Below are 16,998 nucleotides of genomic sequence, written 5' to 3' on the forward strand. Positions count from 1 at the left end.
GCACGGTGCGGGCTATACACTGCCAGCTGTGGTGCCATTGACAGCTTGTGGTACACTGGCAGCCATTTTTCGGTATTGGCGAGAATAAGGACAACAGATGGCAGATCTGATCCAAATCCAGCTTCAGTTTAGTGCACCAGAGGCAAAGTGGGGCAAGGCCAGCGTGATCCCCAATACAACGGGATTTGCGCTCTGTGTCAATGAAACAGACCCGTTACGCAGTGTGCAAAAAGCGGCCCGTAGCCTTGATGCGCTGGGTATCAGCGAGGTAGCGCTGTGTGGTGATAACTGGACACTGGAGCTGCAATGGGCGTTTTATCAGGGCTTTTGTAACGCCAAACGTCACGCCGGCGTGCAATTTTGTGGTGACAAGGCCTGTCAGCGCCAACTGGCGCAGCTGCAGCAGTGTTTTAGTTTCGCCAAACAGCTCACTAACCAGACACCGGATGAACTGTACCCAGAGCAATTAGCACAGCAGGCAGCCGATTTTATCAGCAGCATTGCCGCCAAAGGCACAGTAAAAAGCCAGATCTTAGTGGGGCAGCAGTTAGTCGATGCCGGTTGGCACGGTTTGCACGCTGTGGGCCGCGGCAGTGCCAGAAAGCCTGCCATGCTGGTGCTGGATTACAACCCAACCGGCAATGCTGCTGCACCGGTGTCGGCAGCGCTGGTCGGTAAAGGCATTACCTTCGACAGTGGTGGCTATTCGATTAAAGCCACCGAAAGCATGCTGACGATGAAATGTGATATGGGCGGCGCGGCTACGGTAACGGCGGCGCTGGCGCTGGCGATATTGCAGGGGCTGAATAAACGCGTACAGCTGATTTTGTGCTGTGCGGAAAATCTGATCAGCGGTGATGCCTACAAGCTGGGCGATATTATCCGCTATAAAAACGGCACTACGGTGGAGATTGTTAACACCGACGCTGAAGGGCGTTTAGTGCTGGCCGATGGCTTAATGTGCGCCGGCGAGTCGGGCGCTGGCCTGATTATTGATGCGGCAACCTTAACCGGCGCGGCGATGACCGCAGTTGGGGCCGAATATAACGCGCTGTTTGCGCTGGACAAAGCGCTGGCGCAGCGCACCCTGGGCTATGCAGCGCAGGTGCGGGAGCTAACCTGGCAATTACCGCTGGAGCTGTGGCATCAGCAGCAGTGTCCGTCAGCTTATGCCGATACTGCCAACAGCCGGCCGGTAAAAGGCGGCGGCGCCGGCGGGGCCAGCAATGCGGCCGGTTTTTTAAGCCGCTTTGTGCCAAACGACGGCCAGGGCTGGCTGCACTTTGACCTGGCGGCAGCGTTTAATACCAGCAGCAATGCTTACTGGGCGGCCGGAGCAACCGGCCAGGGTATTCGCAGTATTTGCCATACCTTACTGGCTGAACTGGGTTAAAGGTTATTGGTGTTTGTATTTTGCATAGTGAACGGCCTGCCCGCTGAACGGCATTGGGTAGGCCGGCTGTTGTCCGTTAGCGGGGTAAATAGTGTTACCTGTTGCTGATATTCTGCCGCAGTTAACGGAACTGCTTGCCCGGCATAACCGGGTGGTGTTGTCGGCGCCGCCTGGTGCCGGTAAATCAACCTATCTGCCGCTGTACTTACTAAAGCATGCCGATTTTGCCGGTAAAACCCTGCTGATGCTCGAGCCTCGCCGCCTGGCGGCTAAAAGCATCGCGGCCTATCTGGCCAGCCAATTGGGTGAAGAGGTGGGCGTTACTGTCGGCTATCAGATCCGGCAAGAGCAAAAGCGCAGTAGCGCCACCCGTTTACTGATTGTGACCGAAGGCGTACTAACGCGAAAATTACAGCAAGACCCCGAACTTAGCGCGGTTGACCTGCTGCTGTTTGACGAATTTCATGAGCGCTCATTACATGCCGATCTTGCGCTGGCGCTGTGTTTAGAGGTGCAGCAGTTAAGACCTGAGCTTAAATTGCTTATTATGTCGGCCACGCTCGACACCGCTGAGCTGGCCAGCGCACTTGAGGCGCCGGTGCTGCAAAGTGAAGGGCGCAGCTATCCGGTAGCTATTGAGTATCTGTTACCGGATCAGCGGCCGTTAGCGGCGCAAATCGCCAGCGCGGTACAGCAGGCGCTGGCTAAACATGCTGGTAATATACTGGTGTTTCTGCCAGGACAGGCAGAAATAAACCAGACGGCGCAGTTATTGGAGCAGCAAGGCTTGCCGCCACAGGTACAATTACACCGCCTGCTTGGCAGCTTAACGCTGCAGCAACAGCAAGCCGCGATAGCCCCGCCTGCTGTGGGCCAGCGTAAAGTGGTGCTGTCGACCAATCTGGCCGAAACCAGCTTAACCATTGAAGGCATTACCGTGGTGATTGACAGCGGCCTATGCCGGCAAAGCCGGTTTTATCCGCGCCATGGTATCAGCCTGCTGGAAACTGCGGCGATTAGCCAGGCCGCTGCGATTCAGCGCGCCGGCCGGGCTGGCCGGCTGGCGCCGGGGCATTGTTACCGGTTAGACAGCAGCGACAAGTGGCAGCGGCGCGAACGGTTTACGGCACCGGAAATTGCGGTGGCAGATTTAACCGCCCTGCGCTTAGAAGTCGCTGCCTGGGGCTGCCAGGTGGCTGAACTGGCCTGGCTTACCCCGCCGCCTGCGCCACATCTGGCGGTGGCAGAGCAGTTGCTGCAGCAACTGCAGCTGCTGGATACTAAAGGCAGCATCACTGCCCTGGGCCGGCAGGCGCATCAACTGGGCACTGAGCCGAGGCTGGCAGCCATGCTGTTGCATGCCAAAGTGCTGGAGCAACAAGGCGCAACGGGGGCCATGGCGCTGGCCTGCATACTGGCCGCCGTGCTGGAAGATAGCCGGGTGCTGCAGGGCGATATTGCGCAGTTACTGGGCCGGGTGAAACACAGCCTGCCGCTACAGTGGCAGCAAGCGCAGCGCTTTGCCAGCTTGCTAGGGTGTAGCCTGACGCCACCGCTGCCGCTGCAGCTAAGCGCTGTGCTGGCGCTTAGGGCCTATCCGGACAGGCTGGCGCGTCAGCGTGGTCAGGGGTATCAGCTGGCCAACGGCAGTGGTGCTGTGCTATCACCAGAGCATGCGCTAAGCGGTCAGCCGCTTTTGGTGGCGCTGCATGTACAACAAATTGGCCGGGAAAACCGTATTTACCATGCGCTGCCCATTACGCTCACTGACGTGCTAAGCGACTGGCAGGACGATCTTAGTTGGCAAACCCTCACCCTGTGGGATGAGAACAGCGGCAGTTTTTACACCGAGCAGCAGCTCAATTTTGGCCAACTGGTGTTAAATGCCAAGCCGGCCAAATTGGCGCTCAGCGCCGAGCAAAAGCAGCAGGCCTGGCAGCGCTATATTGCTAATAAAGGCCTTAGCTGCTTGCCGTGGAATGACGCCGCCAGCCAGCTGTGCCACCGTATGCAGTTATTGGCGCAGTTACAGCCGGCTGCCAACTGGCCAGACTTTAGCGATGACGCCCTGCTTAGCACGCTGGACAGCTGGCTTGGGCCTTATCTTGGCAGTATCAGTAAAAGTGCTGCACTGGCGCAGCTGCCTCTGTATGAGGCCTTGCTGCAACGGCTGAGTTACCCACAGCAGCAGCAACTGCAACAGTTATTGCCAACACACTGGCAGGCACCTACCGGCTCAAAGCTGCCAATAGATTATGCTGGCGAGGGCGGGTCGCGTATTTCAGTGCGGGTTCAGGAAATGTATGGCCAGATCAGCTCGCCCACCGTGCTACAGGGCCAACTGGCAGTGACGGTTGAACTGTTGTCGCCATCGCGGCAACCACTGCAGGTAACACAAAATCTGGCCAGTTTCTGGCAGAATGCCTGGGTTGAGGTACGCAAAGAGATGCGAGGCCGTTATCCGAAACATTATTGGCCGGACGATCCGGCCGCAGCAGCACCTACCACCAAAACCAAAAAAGCGATGGCAAGATGAGCAGTAAAACCGGGCAACGTAAAAGCGCAAAAACCACGGCTAAAGCCAAAGCCATTCAATTTTGGCTAAAAAACGCCGCACTGTTTTTGGTAAAGCTGGCGTTGGTGTTAGTGCTGGTACTGGTGTTTTATCTGGTGTACCTGGACAGCAAAATCAGCAAAAAATTTGCCGGGCAAAAATGGCAGGTGCCGGCACAAATTTATGCCCGCAGTCTGGAGTTAGTACCGGGCAAAACCCTCAGTCAGCAGCAACTGATTAGTCAGCTCGATAACTTACAATATCAGCGCAACGCCAAGCTGGACGCACCCGGCCAGTACAGTGTATCGCGTAATCATGTCAGCGTTTACCGGCGCTCTTTTACCTATATTGATGGCTTTGAGCCCGCGCAGCTATTTAGTGTTGAATTTAATCGCAGCGGTATAAACCGCATTATGCAGCGCCAGCAAAAAGAGCCGCTGAATTTTGCCCGCATAGAGCCACAACTGATTGAGCACTTAGTGGCAGCACAGCAGGAAGACCGCGAGTTGGTGCAACTGCAACAGGTACCAGAGCTGTTTAAAGACACATTGTTACTAGTGGAAGACCGTGAGTTTTATCATCATCACGGCGTATCACCCTGGTCGGTGCTCAGAGCATTTTGGGTTAACCTGGTGGCGGGGCGCACAGTACAGGGCGGCTCTACCTTAACGCAGCAGCTGGCAAAAAACATGTTTCTTAGCAGCGATCGCACTTTGTGGCGCAAAGCCAACGAAGCGTTGATTGCACTGGTGCTGGATTACCGTTTTAACAAAGATCAAATTCTCGAAGCCTACTTAAATGAAGTCTTTGTCGGTCAGCATTATGCCAACGCTGTGCATGGTGTCGGCCTTGGCAGCCGCTTTTATTTCGGTAAGCCACTCTCTGAATTACAACCGGCTGAATACGCCTTGTTAATTGGCATTTTAAAAGGGCCGTCTTATTTTGACCCCCGGCGCTTCCCCAAGCGGGCGCAACAACGGCGCGACCTGGTACTGCGGCTAATGTTTGAGCAGCATTTGCTCAGCCGTCAGCAGTATCAGCAAGCGGTAGAGCAACCGCTTAAGGTGATCGCGCGTGAGCAATACCGGCGCAACAGCTCGGTAGCCTATCTGGATTTAGTGAAAAAAGAGCTGCGCCAGCTCAGTATTGACAGCAAATATCAGCATCAGGGCATTAAGGTATTCACTTACCTGGATCTACAGGCACAACAAGCGGCAGAGCGGGCAGTGCAGCAACAGCTGTCTAACCTTGATACTGAGCTGCAAGCCGCTATGGTGGTGGCTGATTACCGGCAGGCCGAGCTTATTGCGCTGGTAGGCGGCAAAGAGGCGCTGGCCGGTGGTTTTAACCGGGCGCTGGATGCTAAGCGGCAAATTGGCAGTATTGTTAAGCCGGTCATATACTTAGAGGCGTTGGCGCAGCGCGGCCGTTATACGCTGGCCAGCCGGCTGCAGGACGAGCCTATCCGGCTGCGCAGTAACGATCAGGACTGGCAGCCGCAGAACTTTGATAAGCAATTTCGCGGTGAAGTGAGTTTGCTGGATGCTTTAGCGAACTCGCTAAACGTACCCACCGTGCGTCTGGGATTGCAACTGGGGTTGCCGGCACTGAATGACGGTATGCGCAAGCTTGGCTTAAACCGTAAAGTGAAACTGCACCCGGCAGCACTGCTTGGCGCGGTGGAGTTAAGCCCGCTGGAAGTGACGCAGCTGTATCAAACCCTAGCCAATAATGGTCTGCATCAGCAGCTTACCACCTTGCAGGCGGTTACCGACCATACCGGTTTTACTCTGTATCAGCGCCAGCACCAGTTAACCCGCCGCTATGATGAGCAGGAAGTGTACCTGCTACAGTATGCACTGATGCAGGCAGCGAGAACGGGCACTGCTCGTGCATTGCAAAGCAGTTTTCCCGGTGTAACCTTGGCCGGCAAAACCGGCACCTCCAGTGATTACCGCGACAGCTGGTTTGCAGGCTTCGACCAGAATTTAGTCAGCACTGTCTGGCTGGGACGAGACGATAACAAAGCCATAGGGTTAACCGGCGCGAGCGGAGCGCTCGGTGTATTTAGCGGTTTTCACCGACATTACGGCGCAGAATCACTGATCCGTGCCATGCCTGAACAGGTATCTTTACAGGCGTTCTCGCTTAAAACCGGTTATCCACAAGCACAAAATTGTATTAACGTATTGTTATTACCTGCGATTTCAGTTGAAATGCCGGTAATGTCCGAATGTACCGACGACTAGCCGCAATTAGCAGACTTTATGAACATTAAACCTGACAGGCCATTACAGGTTGGCGATTGGCAATATTTACCCGAGCAGGACAAACTGGTGCAGTTTGATGCCGCCGGCAAAATTGCCGTTACCGCCGATCTGGACAACCTGTCACAGAAAGTCGCCAACTACTTTATTGTCAATGTCGGTAAGCTGATAACCAAAGACGAATTACTGCAAGACGTCTGGGGTATCCGTGATGTGTCTGATGGCCGCGTAACCCGGGTAATCCGGGTGCTGCGCGTCGCCTTGGGTGACGATACCCGCGAACCGACCTACATTGAAACCATCCCCAAACGCGGCTACCGCTTTATCGCCCCGGTAACCGAGATAGCAAAAGCCGAGCAAGTCGAAGAATCTGAACAGGCAGCGCAAGTTGCAGTAAACGTTACTCGCCGGCGTTATTGGCCTACTGTTGCCGCTTTAGCTGCAGTGTTCACGTTGTTTATTGGCGCTTTGACGTGGTGGTTATGGCCCAAAGCGGTGGATGACACTGAAAAGTCTATACCCTTATTGCGCTATAAACCGGTTACCGCGCTGGATGGGTTGGAGTTTTATCATAATATGTCAGATGATGAGCGTTACCTGGTATACAGCTACGCCAGTCCCGATAACGAAAATGTCACTGTGCTTATGCTGGAAGATCTTCAACAGCATAAACGTATCCAGCTAACCGAAGATTCTTACAGTAGTTTTGGCGCGGCGTTTAGTCCCGATGGAAGGTATATCGCATACCAACGGCTACTCAAAGATACTATATGCGAGATTCGATTAGTTGAAATGGATTTAGTTAGCTTTACGCCAATCTCTGATTCGGTGCTAACAGAATGCGGCAGAGCAGCTGTGTCAAGCAGGTTAAGTTGGTCACCAAATGGAGCTTTCTTGGTTTACCCCGATATGCCCGGCGGTGAGAAGCAAATGAGCATTCATTTATTGAGTTTGGCGTCCAAATCAGTAGAGAGAATAACGATACCGCCTGTAAGTAGTTTTGGCGATTATAGTGCTAGATTTTCTAGAAAAGGCGATAGGATAGCATTTTTACGTGAGTCGGCTGGTTCTGCTCAGATATGGCTGATGGATTTGAGCACGCGGGAAACCAACTTGCTCACAAAAATAGCAGACTCCTTTCCTGGTAATATCGATTGGGGATTGGATGATAGCTACATTATTTATCCGTCATCATCTGTAAGCCTAAGCAAAGTGAAACTTAACGGTGAAGCAGAAATAATTGCCTACACTGACGAGAGCAGCAACGAAATTCAGTTGACGAAATCAGGCAGTGTTGTAGCCACAGTAGGCAGCTTTTCGAGTATTAATTTACGTAAACTTGCCAACCGTATAAATAACAATGAACTTCTTAACGAAAAAGTATTTAGCTCTAATCGAAATGAAACTTATGTTGAAACGAGTCCGGTAAACTCGGGCCCTCTTGCTGTTTTGTCTAGAAGAACTGGGTTACCCCAGGTCTGGTTAATGTTTGCAGATGGTACACAAAGACAACTAACTCACTTTTCTGAGGTAGAGCGAATTCGTAGTCTAATGTTTTCACCTGATGGCACTAAACTTCTGATTCAAATGAATCAGAAGATTTTAGTTTACAGCATGAACTCATTTCTAAATGAAATTAAAGGCAATACTGGTGCAGTAATCGGAACTGCATCATGGCGAAGTGATGGCGAGGGAATATATTTTCCAGAGGTTAACAACGGAAAATGGCAGATCATCGAAGCGAGTATTGCAGACGTCACTGAGAGAAGAACAATATCTGTAGAAAAAGAGCTTTATCTGCCAAGCCATGATGGTGATTACGTTTTTTGGCGCGACAGCAACACGAAAAAGTTCTATATACAACGCAAAGGTTTAGAGCCTGAATTACTTCAATTTACCTTGCCTGAGACTCAGATTGCTTTTAAGTTCCAGGTAACTGCAGATGGCATATACTTCTCTAAACTTATTAGTGAGTTAGATTATGGTCTGTTTTATTACAATTTAGCCAAGCATAGTGTTGAACCCGTCGTAGAAAAAATGCGATTAAGTCGTTTTAGTGTTACCGCAGACCAAAAATATGTGTATTTATTGGATTATGAGTTGGGAGACCTTGATGTTGCCATTCTTCCAAATGTCATCGAGTCTTTATAAAGAATTTATCCAAAAATCATAGAGTTTCCCCCAACTGTTGGTACTACGTTGTTGACAACCAACAAAGGAGAAACTGCACATGAAAGCTTTAACTTTAATTTTAATCGCACTTGTATTATTCGTAGTCGAAGCCTCAACTGGGGTGTTGATAAAACAAACTGAAAGTAAGATTAAGCTAGAGAATACTTACGCTTGCATATGGTACACCTATTGCAACGATCCTGAATCATACAGCCCTATCCTACAACCCAAGAGCGACAAAACTGAAACTCAGGACACTAAAGACGAAAAACTAGCCTGATACATTGTCTTACAAATAGAGACGCTAAACCTTTCTAAGGCTTAAGGTATAATCCGCCCAGATAACATGTTATCGGGCGGACCTTAATTTACTTGCCATTACGCTTCGCCGTTACTCGCCATGCCATTCTTATATTCCGCATCAAGGTACGATCTGGTCCTTGCTCATTGACAAACCGACTTTCAACTGAAAAAATTCACCGTTAATTTTCGTTATGTTAACTTTCTCGTAAGGCAGCAGGATGCAAAACCAGCAATATAACGGCGTAATTCTTGAAGATAAATGGGGTAAAACCTATCTTTGCAGCAGTTGCTTATTGGCTTACGCTGATTTAGGAGAAGGCTATATTTCTGACGTCAACGACAAGGAATATGGCCGCTATTTTTTGCACGACTTAGAACCGCATTGGAATTTACGCCAAATTTGGGTCGAAATGTATCAACACGTCAAACCCTGGGCGTTAGATTTATCTAAGTTTACTGATTTTCAGTTGCGTGATGCTTTATTGCAAATATTTTCTGCTGGCGAAATGCGCGTCTGGCAACTCAGCGAGGGCTGGGGCAAACAACCGGAAGGCAACGGCATAGGCGAAGGTCGTTTAGCGCCACAAACCAGCAGCAACGTAGGCCCTGCAACTGTCAGCAAAAAAGCACTTAAACCCGGTGGTGGCGTAACGCCGGCAAATAGCAGTAACGCCACAACGGCAGTGCATAGCAGTATAACCACCAACACGGTAGCACCGACTGCGACAGATGATATTGCAAACAACCCGGCAGCCCGTAAAGCGTTGTATGTCAAGCATGGCATTGAAGTTGGCCCTTACAAAGAGCTGCAAAAAATCACCAAACCGGGTTACCAACGTGAGCACTTTATTCCGCATAGCTGTTTTATGGTGCGCTCTGTCGCCAGTGGTGAGAGCCGTGCTAATGTGCCTATTGGTGCGGCCTTTGGTTCTTATAATGAAGGCGATGCTATTACCTATTTTGTGTTTGATGACCAAAGCAAAGGTACAGAGCACCGCTATCTTACCGATATTGAAAAAAACTATGCCAAATCACTGAATGATGCTGGCGAGTATGCGACAGTGAATCAATGGTTAGACCATATGGAGCACGAAACCGCAACATCCTTATGTATGGACACCATAGAGCGCTCACCTGGCGTATATGAAGCGCGTGTACCAGACGACGAAGCAAAACTGGTGGCTAAGGCCATACGGATTGACACAGAAAGCTACTTGGACAGTGCTGGCGTGAATAAAAATGCACCGCTATCTAATCTGGTGGGTGGTGGAGATGTGCCAGGTGGCACAGAAATCGGTAGCGGTGATGACTTCTAATTAAGGTATTGAAAATGAACGTTAGAAATCAATATGACATTGTACATGCGATAGATGTTGCCCATTCTCAATATGGTTATCATGCCATTTTAACTTTTTACAACGAGTCAAACCCTTTAGCGGCGGTTGGGATGGTATCAGTAAATAATGAGCCCGTAGAGGGACTGATTAAGACATTCTTAGGCGCCAATTTCCAGCTAAACGCAATGTGGGTATCCGACAGCGGTAATTTATGGGTAGTTGATGATCAAGGCGATGTATTTACCACTGCTAAGGTCAGCTTTAGCCAGCCACCTTATCGCTTATTAAAGTTTAACGCGGGTAGTTTTGATATTGACTGGCAGGTAACTGAAGCCTTTAAAGGTCAACTAAACGGTATTTGGGGCACAACTGACAGTGATGTGTGGGTAACTTCCTTTAAAGGGCCGGCCTTACACTGGAATGGCAAAGACTGGACCGAGTACGCCCTACCGCAAGCACCTAACGCCATTGATGGCTCTGCCAGCGATGATATTTACATCGTTGGTTATCATGGCAATATTCACCATTTTGACGGTAGCCGTTGGCGCAAAGTAACTCTGCCTGCCAACATTCCCCAGCAAGATGCCTTTACTGATGTAAAAGTGGTATCAAAGCACTTAGTTTACATTACAGGGCGCAGCGGTTGCCTGTTGGTTGGTAATGCCGCTGACGGTTTTAAAGATATTGGTTCACCTAAGTTTAGTTGGTATGGCGTAGGCACTTTGGCTGAACGGGTATTTTTAGCCGGTGGTGAGGCAGGTATATTTGAGTTAATAGACAGCCAGTTTATTTGCCTGAAAGACAAAGGCCAACCGGTAGGCGTTTTTGAAACGCCAAACGCCATTAACTTTATTCCTGCTGAGCAGCAACCTAACCCATGGTTTGTCAGGTATGAACCTAGTGCTGCCCGCGAATGGACAAAGGTAAATACGTGATAAAACTCACTTACCTTGTTATTACAGCCACACAGGCCAAAGCTGAACTTAGGCTATGGCAACAACAGGGTAAAAACCTGCTGGCGCTGGTTAAATTACAACACAGCAAACCCGGCTTTAGCTTGTATATTCCCGGTTATCGCTGTAATAACTGGTATCGGTTGGATAGACAATACTACCCCAGCCAGCAAGCCGCATTAGCGGCTTATGGTGAATTATTGGACTCACTGACTGATGAGTATACTCAGAAGGGGGTGAGTAGCGTTCCTTTTATCGGACATTCAAAACTGAATCATCAAATTACAGAAGAGGCAAAATGATCAGATTTTTACTTTCAGTACTTTTAGCGATTGGATTATCAGCTTGTAGTCAGAACGCTGATCCAGACAAAGCCGATATATTAGCAGCGCTAAATGACTTAGCGACCAAGAAAGCTTGTGTCAGTTCCACTTTGTTCCAGGCGTTTCCAATTTCAAAGACCAACCAAACTGAAGCAAATCAAGATATTATTCAGCCGTTTGTCGAGCTCGGCTTTATTGCAAACAAACCAGATGAATATACGTTATCGGAAAAAGGGCAATTGGTTTACGACAAAAATCAAGCTGGGTTTTGTTACACAAACCAATTTAAAATCAGCGATATTTCAGTAGTTAAGAAAGAGTCTGATAATAATTTACCTCCTGGATTATCAGGAGTTTGGTATGTCAGATTCAACATTGAACCGGAAAGTACTGAAGAATGGGTTCTGAGTTCAGCAATGTTGCAAGTTGTAAGTCATTTGACGCCGGACCAAATTACCAAGACACACTCATTTACTGTGCGGTTAGCAAAAAAACATGGCGAAGAAGAGCTAATTATTGCGGACCCACGCTTTAGCTTTAACCCAGGTATGCGTTTAAATACCAAATTTACGTTTTAAAGCTTAATAGAGAAAATAGCTATTCTTGTCGCTTCCCGGTTAACGCTGCGAGACTAGGTATCGGGAGACTAAACAACTTTCGTCAGTGGGCGCAACATTTACCTGCCTTACCACCGATAATCTATTTAGGAGAATGATATGCGAAAAGTTTTAGTAGCGGTTATTTTAGGAACGATATTTTTTGTTGGCTTTTATATGTATTGCTTAGATTTGTCTTCCGATGCTCCGAAAGCTTTCGGTATAGCCGGTGTTGCTGGGGTAAGCCTTATGATCTTCTCTACGGCAGGTGGTTTTATCAGCATGGTACTGAAGAGAGCTACTTTCAAAAGCAATTTTGACAGGGGGCTTATGCTGTGTACGTATGGGGCTATTACTGCATTCATTCCGACTTTAATTCAGGCGTTTATGGCAAATAGACACGTGATATTGGACAGTGACCTTCAACTGATTATGTCGATACATATGATTTTTTTTACGACAATTGCATTTGCTTCAGCTGGAGCTGGAGGGAGCTTAATTGCCGCAGATATTGTTTTGAATAAAGAACCTTGAGAGAAGAAACTGACTCAAATCTAATCTGACAGACAACACTGAAAAACTGGGAACTGTCAGGTCAAGTTTGAGCCAGCACAAATTAGAAGGACTTGACGACTCGTTTATCATCCTTCCCATAGTAGACTTCACCATCAAGGATTTCGGCATAAAAGATACCTTCTCCTTCATCAAGCCTTACAAGCTTGAAGTAAAACATAGCTGGCAGTTCTCGATTGATTGTACCGCGTGAATTTTTCTTTTTCTGAAGGAATACCTTGGCTGCTTCTGGATCCATCTTCAAATTGCCAATGACCTCTGGATTTGTGAAATATAGTCTGAACTCACGAGGAAAATTATTGCTCGGCATGCGTAGACTATCTTGTTTAAAGCTATAGCTGGTTGTCGTTGTAAGGGAATCCAGTGGGAATTCGCTCTTTTCAAAGTCATAGGTGCCAAAATCCCACTCGGTGAAAAGCTGATGAACCCGTGTTTCATCAAATTCTTCCGTGGTTTGTTTAATTTTACTGACCGCGGCCTGTCTTTTGCTAGCCAGCTCGAATTCGTCATTCCGATATTTTGTATAAATATCAGGATAATAGATTCGCATTAGATCAGTTGCATTTTGATCATATGAAAAATACTTGGACATCTTTCTGTAGGCAGTGAAAAAGTAGGCCCAGTTATACCCCTCATCGTAGACATTTTGATGTCGGGACTGTTGCACTCGCGGGGAAACTTCTGCCATAACATCATCAGAAACTTGGTCACTTTGAGATTCGGCCTTTCCCCAAATCATTTCTGATACTGGGCCTCTCTTTACGCCCTCAGTCGGCTGAGGAAGCGTTGATTTACATGCTGTCATTGATAGCGCCACAAACAGCAATAGGACTGTTTTATTCATGTTTACAACTCCTCATATAAAACTCAGTCATACTTATTGAAATAGATATTTTTTCAAGCGGAAATGTCCCTTTGCCATCCCAAACAGCATTTCAGTCGCAACTGTCGCCATTAATCGGCTTCATCTATTTGAAATAGACGCGATGAATGTCGGCCAGTTTTCTGAGCATCTAAAAATGTACGGTGCGAGGACAAGTTCTAAATCCACATATGCGGAAAATTCTGTTATTTGTCGCCTGATATATTGTCTTACAAATAGAAACGCTAAACATTTCCAAGGCTTAAGGTATAATCCGCCCAGATAACAAGCTGTCGGGCGGACCTTAATGTCACATCTGGACCCTGTGGTACAAATTGGTGACTGGTATTATCAGGTGATCTACGGTCAGCTGTGGCCTGCTGCTGTACCCGTAAAGCCCGAACACATGGTGCGCTTGGAGCCACGACTACACAGCCTGCTGAATTTCTTTTTGCAACACCCCAACACCCTGTTAGCCAAAGATACCTTGATTGAAAAAGTCTGGCCGGCTGAAGAAGGTACCGATGCCGCAGTGATGCGTGCTGTCGGCGCACTGAGAAAAGTGCTGGGTGATGATGTGCGAGCGCCGGTCTACATAGCCACGATATCGAAAAAAGGTTACTGCTGGCTGGCCGATATTAACCCCGTTGCACCCGGCACCCTGTTGCCTCATGTTGAACTGCCTGAAACAGCGCAGCCGGCCCTTACCAAGCCTGATGTATTACCACCGCGCTGGCCCTGGCGCTTTATCAGTCTGACGGCTGCAGCGATACTGCTTGGCTGTGCCAGCGTCGCTTATGTGTTGGCGAGTCTCACTGCAGCGCCGCTGCTGAAGTTGCCTGATACGATTACACCAATTAGCGCGTTAAGCGGGCAGGAATACTGGCCTGTGCTAAATGACGCGCAAAGCCATGTGGTGTATCAACAGCGGCCGCTGGATGCTAACAGCCTGAACTGGAACCTGCAAAACCTGACTGATTTACGGGTAAGCCCATTACCGCAGCAGTTTAATGCCCTGTCACAACCACACTGGCTGGATGCCGAGCAGGTGCTGTTTCGTGGCGAAAAACCTGGCGAGTCATGTCAATTTTACCGGCAGCGGCTGTTACCGCAGCCGGCAGCGCCAGTCGCTTTGTGGTCTTGTACTGCTGTATTGCCGCAAGCGTTGGTGCGCTGGCAGCAGCAGTGGCTGTGGTTAGATAATACTGCTGACGATACTACGCAGGCGCTGTGGATTGCTGAAGCCCAGCGACCACCACAGCTGCTGCGAAGCCTAACCAGCCTGTACTGGCCAGTGCAGCATATGCTGATACAGGATGACATGCTGTACTTGCTGGTGCAGCAAACGCAAAACAGCAGCAGCTTGTTTAGGATGCAACTCCCTGATGGTGAGGCTGAAGTTGTCCGGCAGTTTCCTTATCTGATAGAGCAGTTCTCCTGGTGGGATCAGCATAAGTTGTTATTGTCACCCGCACAGCACGAGCTGCAACTGTATGATATTAAACGTGACACTAGTCAAAGCCTTGGACCGTTAACGCGTGAGTTGACTCAGGCACAGCGCTACGACAACCGTATCCTTGCTACGCAATATCTAGATTACACTACGGATATTTACCGGCTCGAGCCGTTTGACAACCCGGTAACGGTTACTCCCTGGCAAGTGTCAAACCGCAGCGAGCGCTTGGTGGCGCATGGTGACGCTGGTACTGCCTTTGTGTCAGACAGGGCGGGTATAAGCCAAATTTGGCTGGAGCAGGGCCGTGACAGCATACAGCTTAGCCGGTTAAACGAGCAGCAGCAGTTGCAGCAACTGCTGTGGCATCAGGGCGAGCTACTGGCGCTGCTGAACAGCCAGTTATACCGCTTAGCACCTGACAGCAGCGAGCTGAGCCTGTACCCGCTGCAAGCTAAGGCTGCCGGACGTTATGCCAGTTGTACCAACCAACTATATTGGACTGAGCGGCGCGAAGAGCAGTGGTGGTTAATGACAGCGCACCAGCAGCAGGCTAAGCCAGTACGTGCCGGCGTGGTTGATGTGCGCTGCGGGCCCGATGAGAGGCTGCTGCTGCAGTTAGCCGACGACCGCAGCCTGCATCTGTTGGAGCCAGGCGGTCAGTTAACTGCACTGCCGGTGCAACTGGACTGGCGTTACGTTAAGCCAGAGCAGTGGTTTAGCGACCAGAGCGGCATTTACTGGTTAACCGCACAAGGCACTGAAGTACAGGCGTATCTATGGCAGGAACAGCAGGTGTCCATATTTAACTTGCCGCTAGAAAAACGCGCCATCGCAATTTATAGCAACGGTGCAGGTTTGGGTTATCTGGTGCGGCCAAGGCCGCACGATACCGATATTGTCTGGCTGCACAACCGCCGTTAAAGCTGTTTAAAGCTATGCTCGGCCGCTGCGATAGTTTGGACTAAATCTTCTGCTGTATGCGCCAGTGATAAAAAGCCAGCTTCGTAGGCAGAAGGCGCCAGATAAACACCTTGCTGCAGCATCAGGTGGAAAAAGCGTTTGAAGGCGTCGATATTGCATTGCGTCGCCTGGGCAAAGTTATTCACCTGTGGCTCGCCGGTGAAGAAGAAACCAAACATACCGCCAACCTGGTTAGTGGCCAAAGGTACGCCGTGTTTGGCAGCGGCCGCGCGCAGGCCATTGACCAGTTGCGTCGTTTTAGCCGTAAGCGCCTGATAAACGCCGGGTTTGCTGATTTCAGTAAGGGCAGCTAAACCCGCTGCCATCGCAATAGGGTTGCCTGACAGCGTACCAGCCTGATACACCGGGCCTAACGGTGCAATAAACGACATAATGTCGCGTTTACCGCCAAAGGCACCTACTGGCATACCGCCGCCGATAATTTTACCTAAGGTGGTTAAATCCGGTTTCACCTCGTAAACGGCCTGGGCACCGCCTAATGCAACGCGAAAGCCGGTCATCACTTCATCAAAAATCAGTACCGAACCATAGTCGTCACAGAGTTTGCGCAGGCCTTGTAAAAACCCCTCTACCGGTGGAATACAGTTCATATTACCAGCGACTGGCTCTACGATAATACAGGCGATGTCATGGCCATGCTCGGCAAACAACTGCTCCAGCTGTGCCAGGTTATTAAACTCGCTGGTCAAGGTGTATTTGGCAAAGTCGGCCGGTACGCCGGGTGAGTTGGGGACTCCCAGGGTTAACGCGCCCGAGCCGGCTTTTACCAGTAAGGAATCGGCATGGCCGTGATAACAGCCTTCAAATTTTACGATCATATTGCGGCCGGTGTAGCCGCGCGCTAAACGGATGGCGCTCATGGTGGCTTCAGTGCCGGAGCTGACCATCCGCACCATTTCCATACTGGGTACTAACTTACTGACCAGTTCTGCCATGGTAACTTCCGCCGGGCAGGGTGCGCCAAAGCTCAGGCCCTTGCCGGCCGCTTCAATCACCGCATTACGAATAGCCGGGTGGTTATGCCCCAGCAGCATAGGGCCCCAGGAGCCGATGTAATCGATATAACGTTTGCCGTCGACATCATATAAATAAGCGCCATCGGCGCGGTCGATAAATACCGGAGTGCCGCCCACGCTTTTAAAGGCGCGTACCGGCGAGTTTACGCCGCCGGGAATGGTATGCTGGGCACGTTGAAACAATTCTGCAGATAAAGACATAAGGTAATTCC

Annotated in this window: 12 protein-coding genes; 10 read left to right on the forward strand and 2 right to left on the reverse strand. The window is 49.8% G+C overall.

The features are described from left to right. The first annotated feature begins 97 nt into the window (after positions 1-97). From pepB to RNAN_RS01225, 9 genes are all read left to right on the forward strand, one after another. Positions 98-1,393, forward strand: a complete 1,296-nt coding sequence (pepB, locus tag RNAN_RS01180; protein ID WP_008217909.1) for an aminopeptidase PepB — start codon at positions 98-100, stop codon at positions 1,391-1,393. Positions 1,394-1,484: 91 nt separating this feature from the next. Next, positions 1,485-3,929, forward strand: coding sequence for an ATP-dependent helicase HrpB (hrpB, locus tag RNAN_RS01185; RefSeq protein WP_008217912.1), 2,445 nt, complete (start codon positions 1,485-1,487; stop codon positions 3,927-3,929). Then, the gene (gene mrcB / locus RNAN_RS01190; RefSeq protein ID WP_008217914.1) at positions 3,926-6,196 is read left to right on the forward strand and encodes a penicillin-binding protein 1B; all 2,271 of its coding nucleotides are present in this window, start codon (positions 3,926-3,928) and stop codon (positions 6,194-6,196) included. The genes hrpB and mrcB overlap by 4 nt, the downstream gene beginning before the upstream one ends. Positions 6,197-6,214: 18 nt before the next feature. Then, positions 6,215-8,365, forward strand: a complete 2,151-nt coding sequence (locus RNAN_RS01195) for a winged helix-turn-helix domain-containing protein (protein WP_008217917.1) — start codon at positions 6,215-6,217, stop codon at positions 8,363-8,365. 542 nt (positions 8,366-8,907) lie between these two features. Further along, positions 8,908-10,005 (forward strand): hypothetical protein, encoded by a 1,098-nt coding sequence (locus RNAN_RS01205; RefSeq protein ID WP_008217919.1) that lies wholly within the window; start codon positions 8,908-8,910, stop codon positions 10,003-10,005. Positions 10,006-10,019: 14 nt separating this feature from the next. Continuing rightward, positions 10,020-10,961, forward strand: a complete 942-nt coding sequence (locus RNAN_RS01210; RefSeq protein WP_008217922.1) for a hypothetical protein — start codon at positions 10,020-10,022, stop codon at positions 10,959-10,961. Further along, positions 10,958-11,281 carry a hypothetical protein gene (locus RNAN_RS01215; protein WP_008217924.1) on the forward strand — a complete coding sequence of 108 codons (324 nt, stop codon included), beginning with the start codon at positions 10,958-10,960 and terminating at the stop codon, positions 11,279-11,281. The genes RNAN_RS01210 and RNAN_RS01215 overlap by 4 nt, the downstream gene beginning before the upstream one ends. Further along, on the forward strand, positions 11,278-11,880 hold the full coding sequence (locus RNAN_RS01220) for an SEN1982 family lipoprotein (protein WP_040551371.1): 603 nt from the start codon (positions 11,278-11,280) through the stop codon (positions 11,878-11,880). The genes RNAN_RS01215 and RNAN_RS01220 overlap by 4 nt, the downstream gene beginning before the upstream one ends. Before the next feature lie 138 nt (positions 11,881-12,018). Then, positions 12,019-12,432, forward strand: a complete 414-nt coding sequence (locus RNAN_RS01225) for a hypothetical protein (RefSeq protein ID WP_040551372.1) — start codon at positions 12,019-12,021, stop codon at positions 12,430-12,432. A gap of 82 nt (positions 12,433-12,514) precedes the next feature. On the opposite strand, the gene RNAN_RS01230 is transcribed toward RNAN_RS01225, so the two are convergent. After that, positions 12,515-13,315: a DUF4852 domain-containing protein gene (locus tag RNAN_RS01230; protein WP_008217931.1), complete on the reverse strand. Its 801-nt coding sequence runs from the start codon at positions 13,313-13,315 to the stop codon at positions 12,515-12,517. A gap of 325 nt (positions 13,316-13,640) precedes the next feature. Between RNAN_RS01230 and RNAN_RS01235 the strand changes: the two genes are divergently transcribed. Continuing rightward, positions 13,641-15,710, forward strand: a complete 2,070-nt coding sequence (locus RNAN_RS01235) for a winged helix-turn-helix domain-containing protein (RefSeq protein WP_008217933.1) — start codon at positions 13,641-13,643, stop codon at positions 15,708-15,710. Here the strand turns inward: RNAN_RS01235 and hemL are convergent. Next, positions 15,707-16,987, reverse strand: coding sequence for a glutamate-1-semialdehyde 2,1-aminomutase (hemL, locus tag RNAN_RS01240; RefSeq protein ID WP_008217935.1), 1,281 nt, complete (start codon positions 16,985-16,987; stop codon positions 15,707-15,709). The genes RNAN_RS01235 and hemL overlap by 4 nt on opposite strands. Positions 16,988-16,998: the final 11 nt, after the last annotated feature.

Origin of the sequence: Rheinheimera nanhaiensis E407-8 (assembly GCF_000296695.1) — a bacterium.
Lineage (GTDB): Bacteria > Pseudomonadota > Gammaproteobacteria > Enterobacterales > Alteromonadaceae > Alishewanella > Alishewanella nanhaiensis.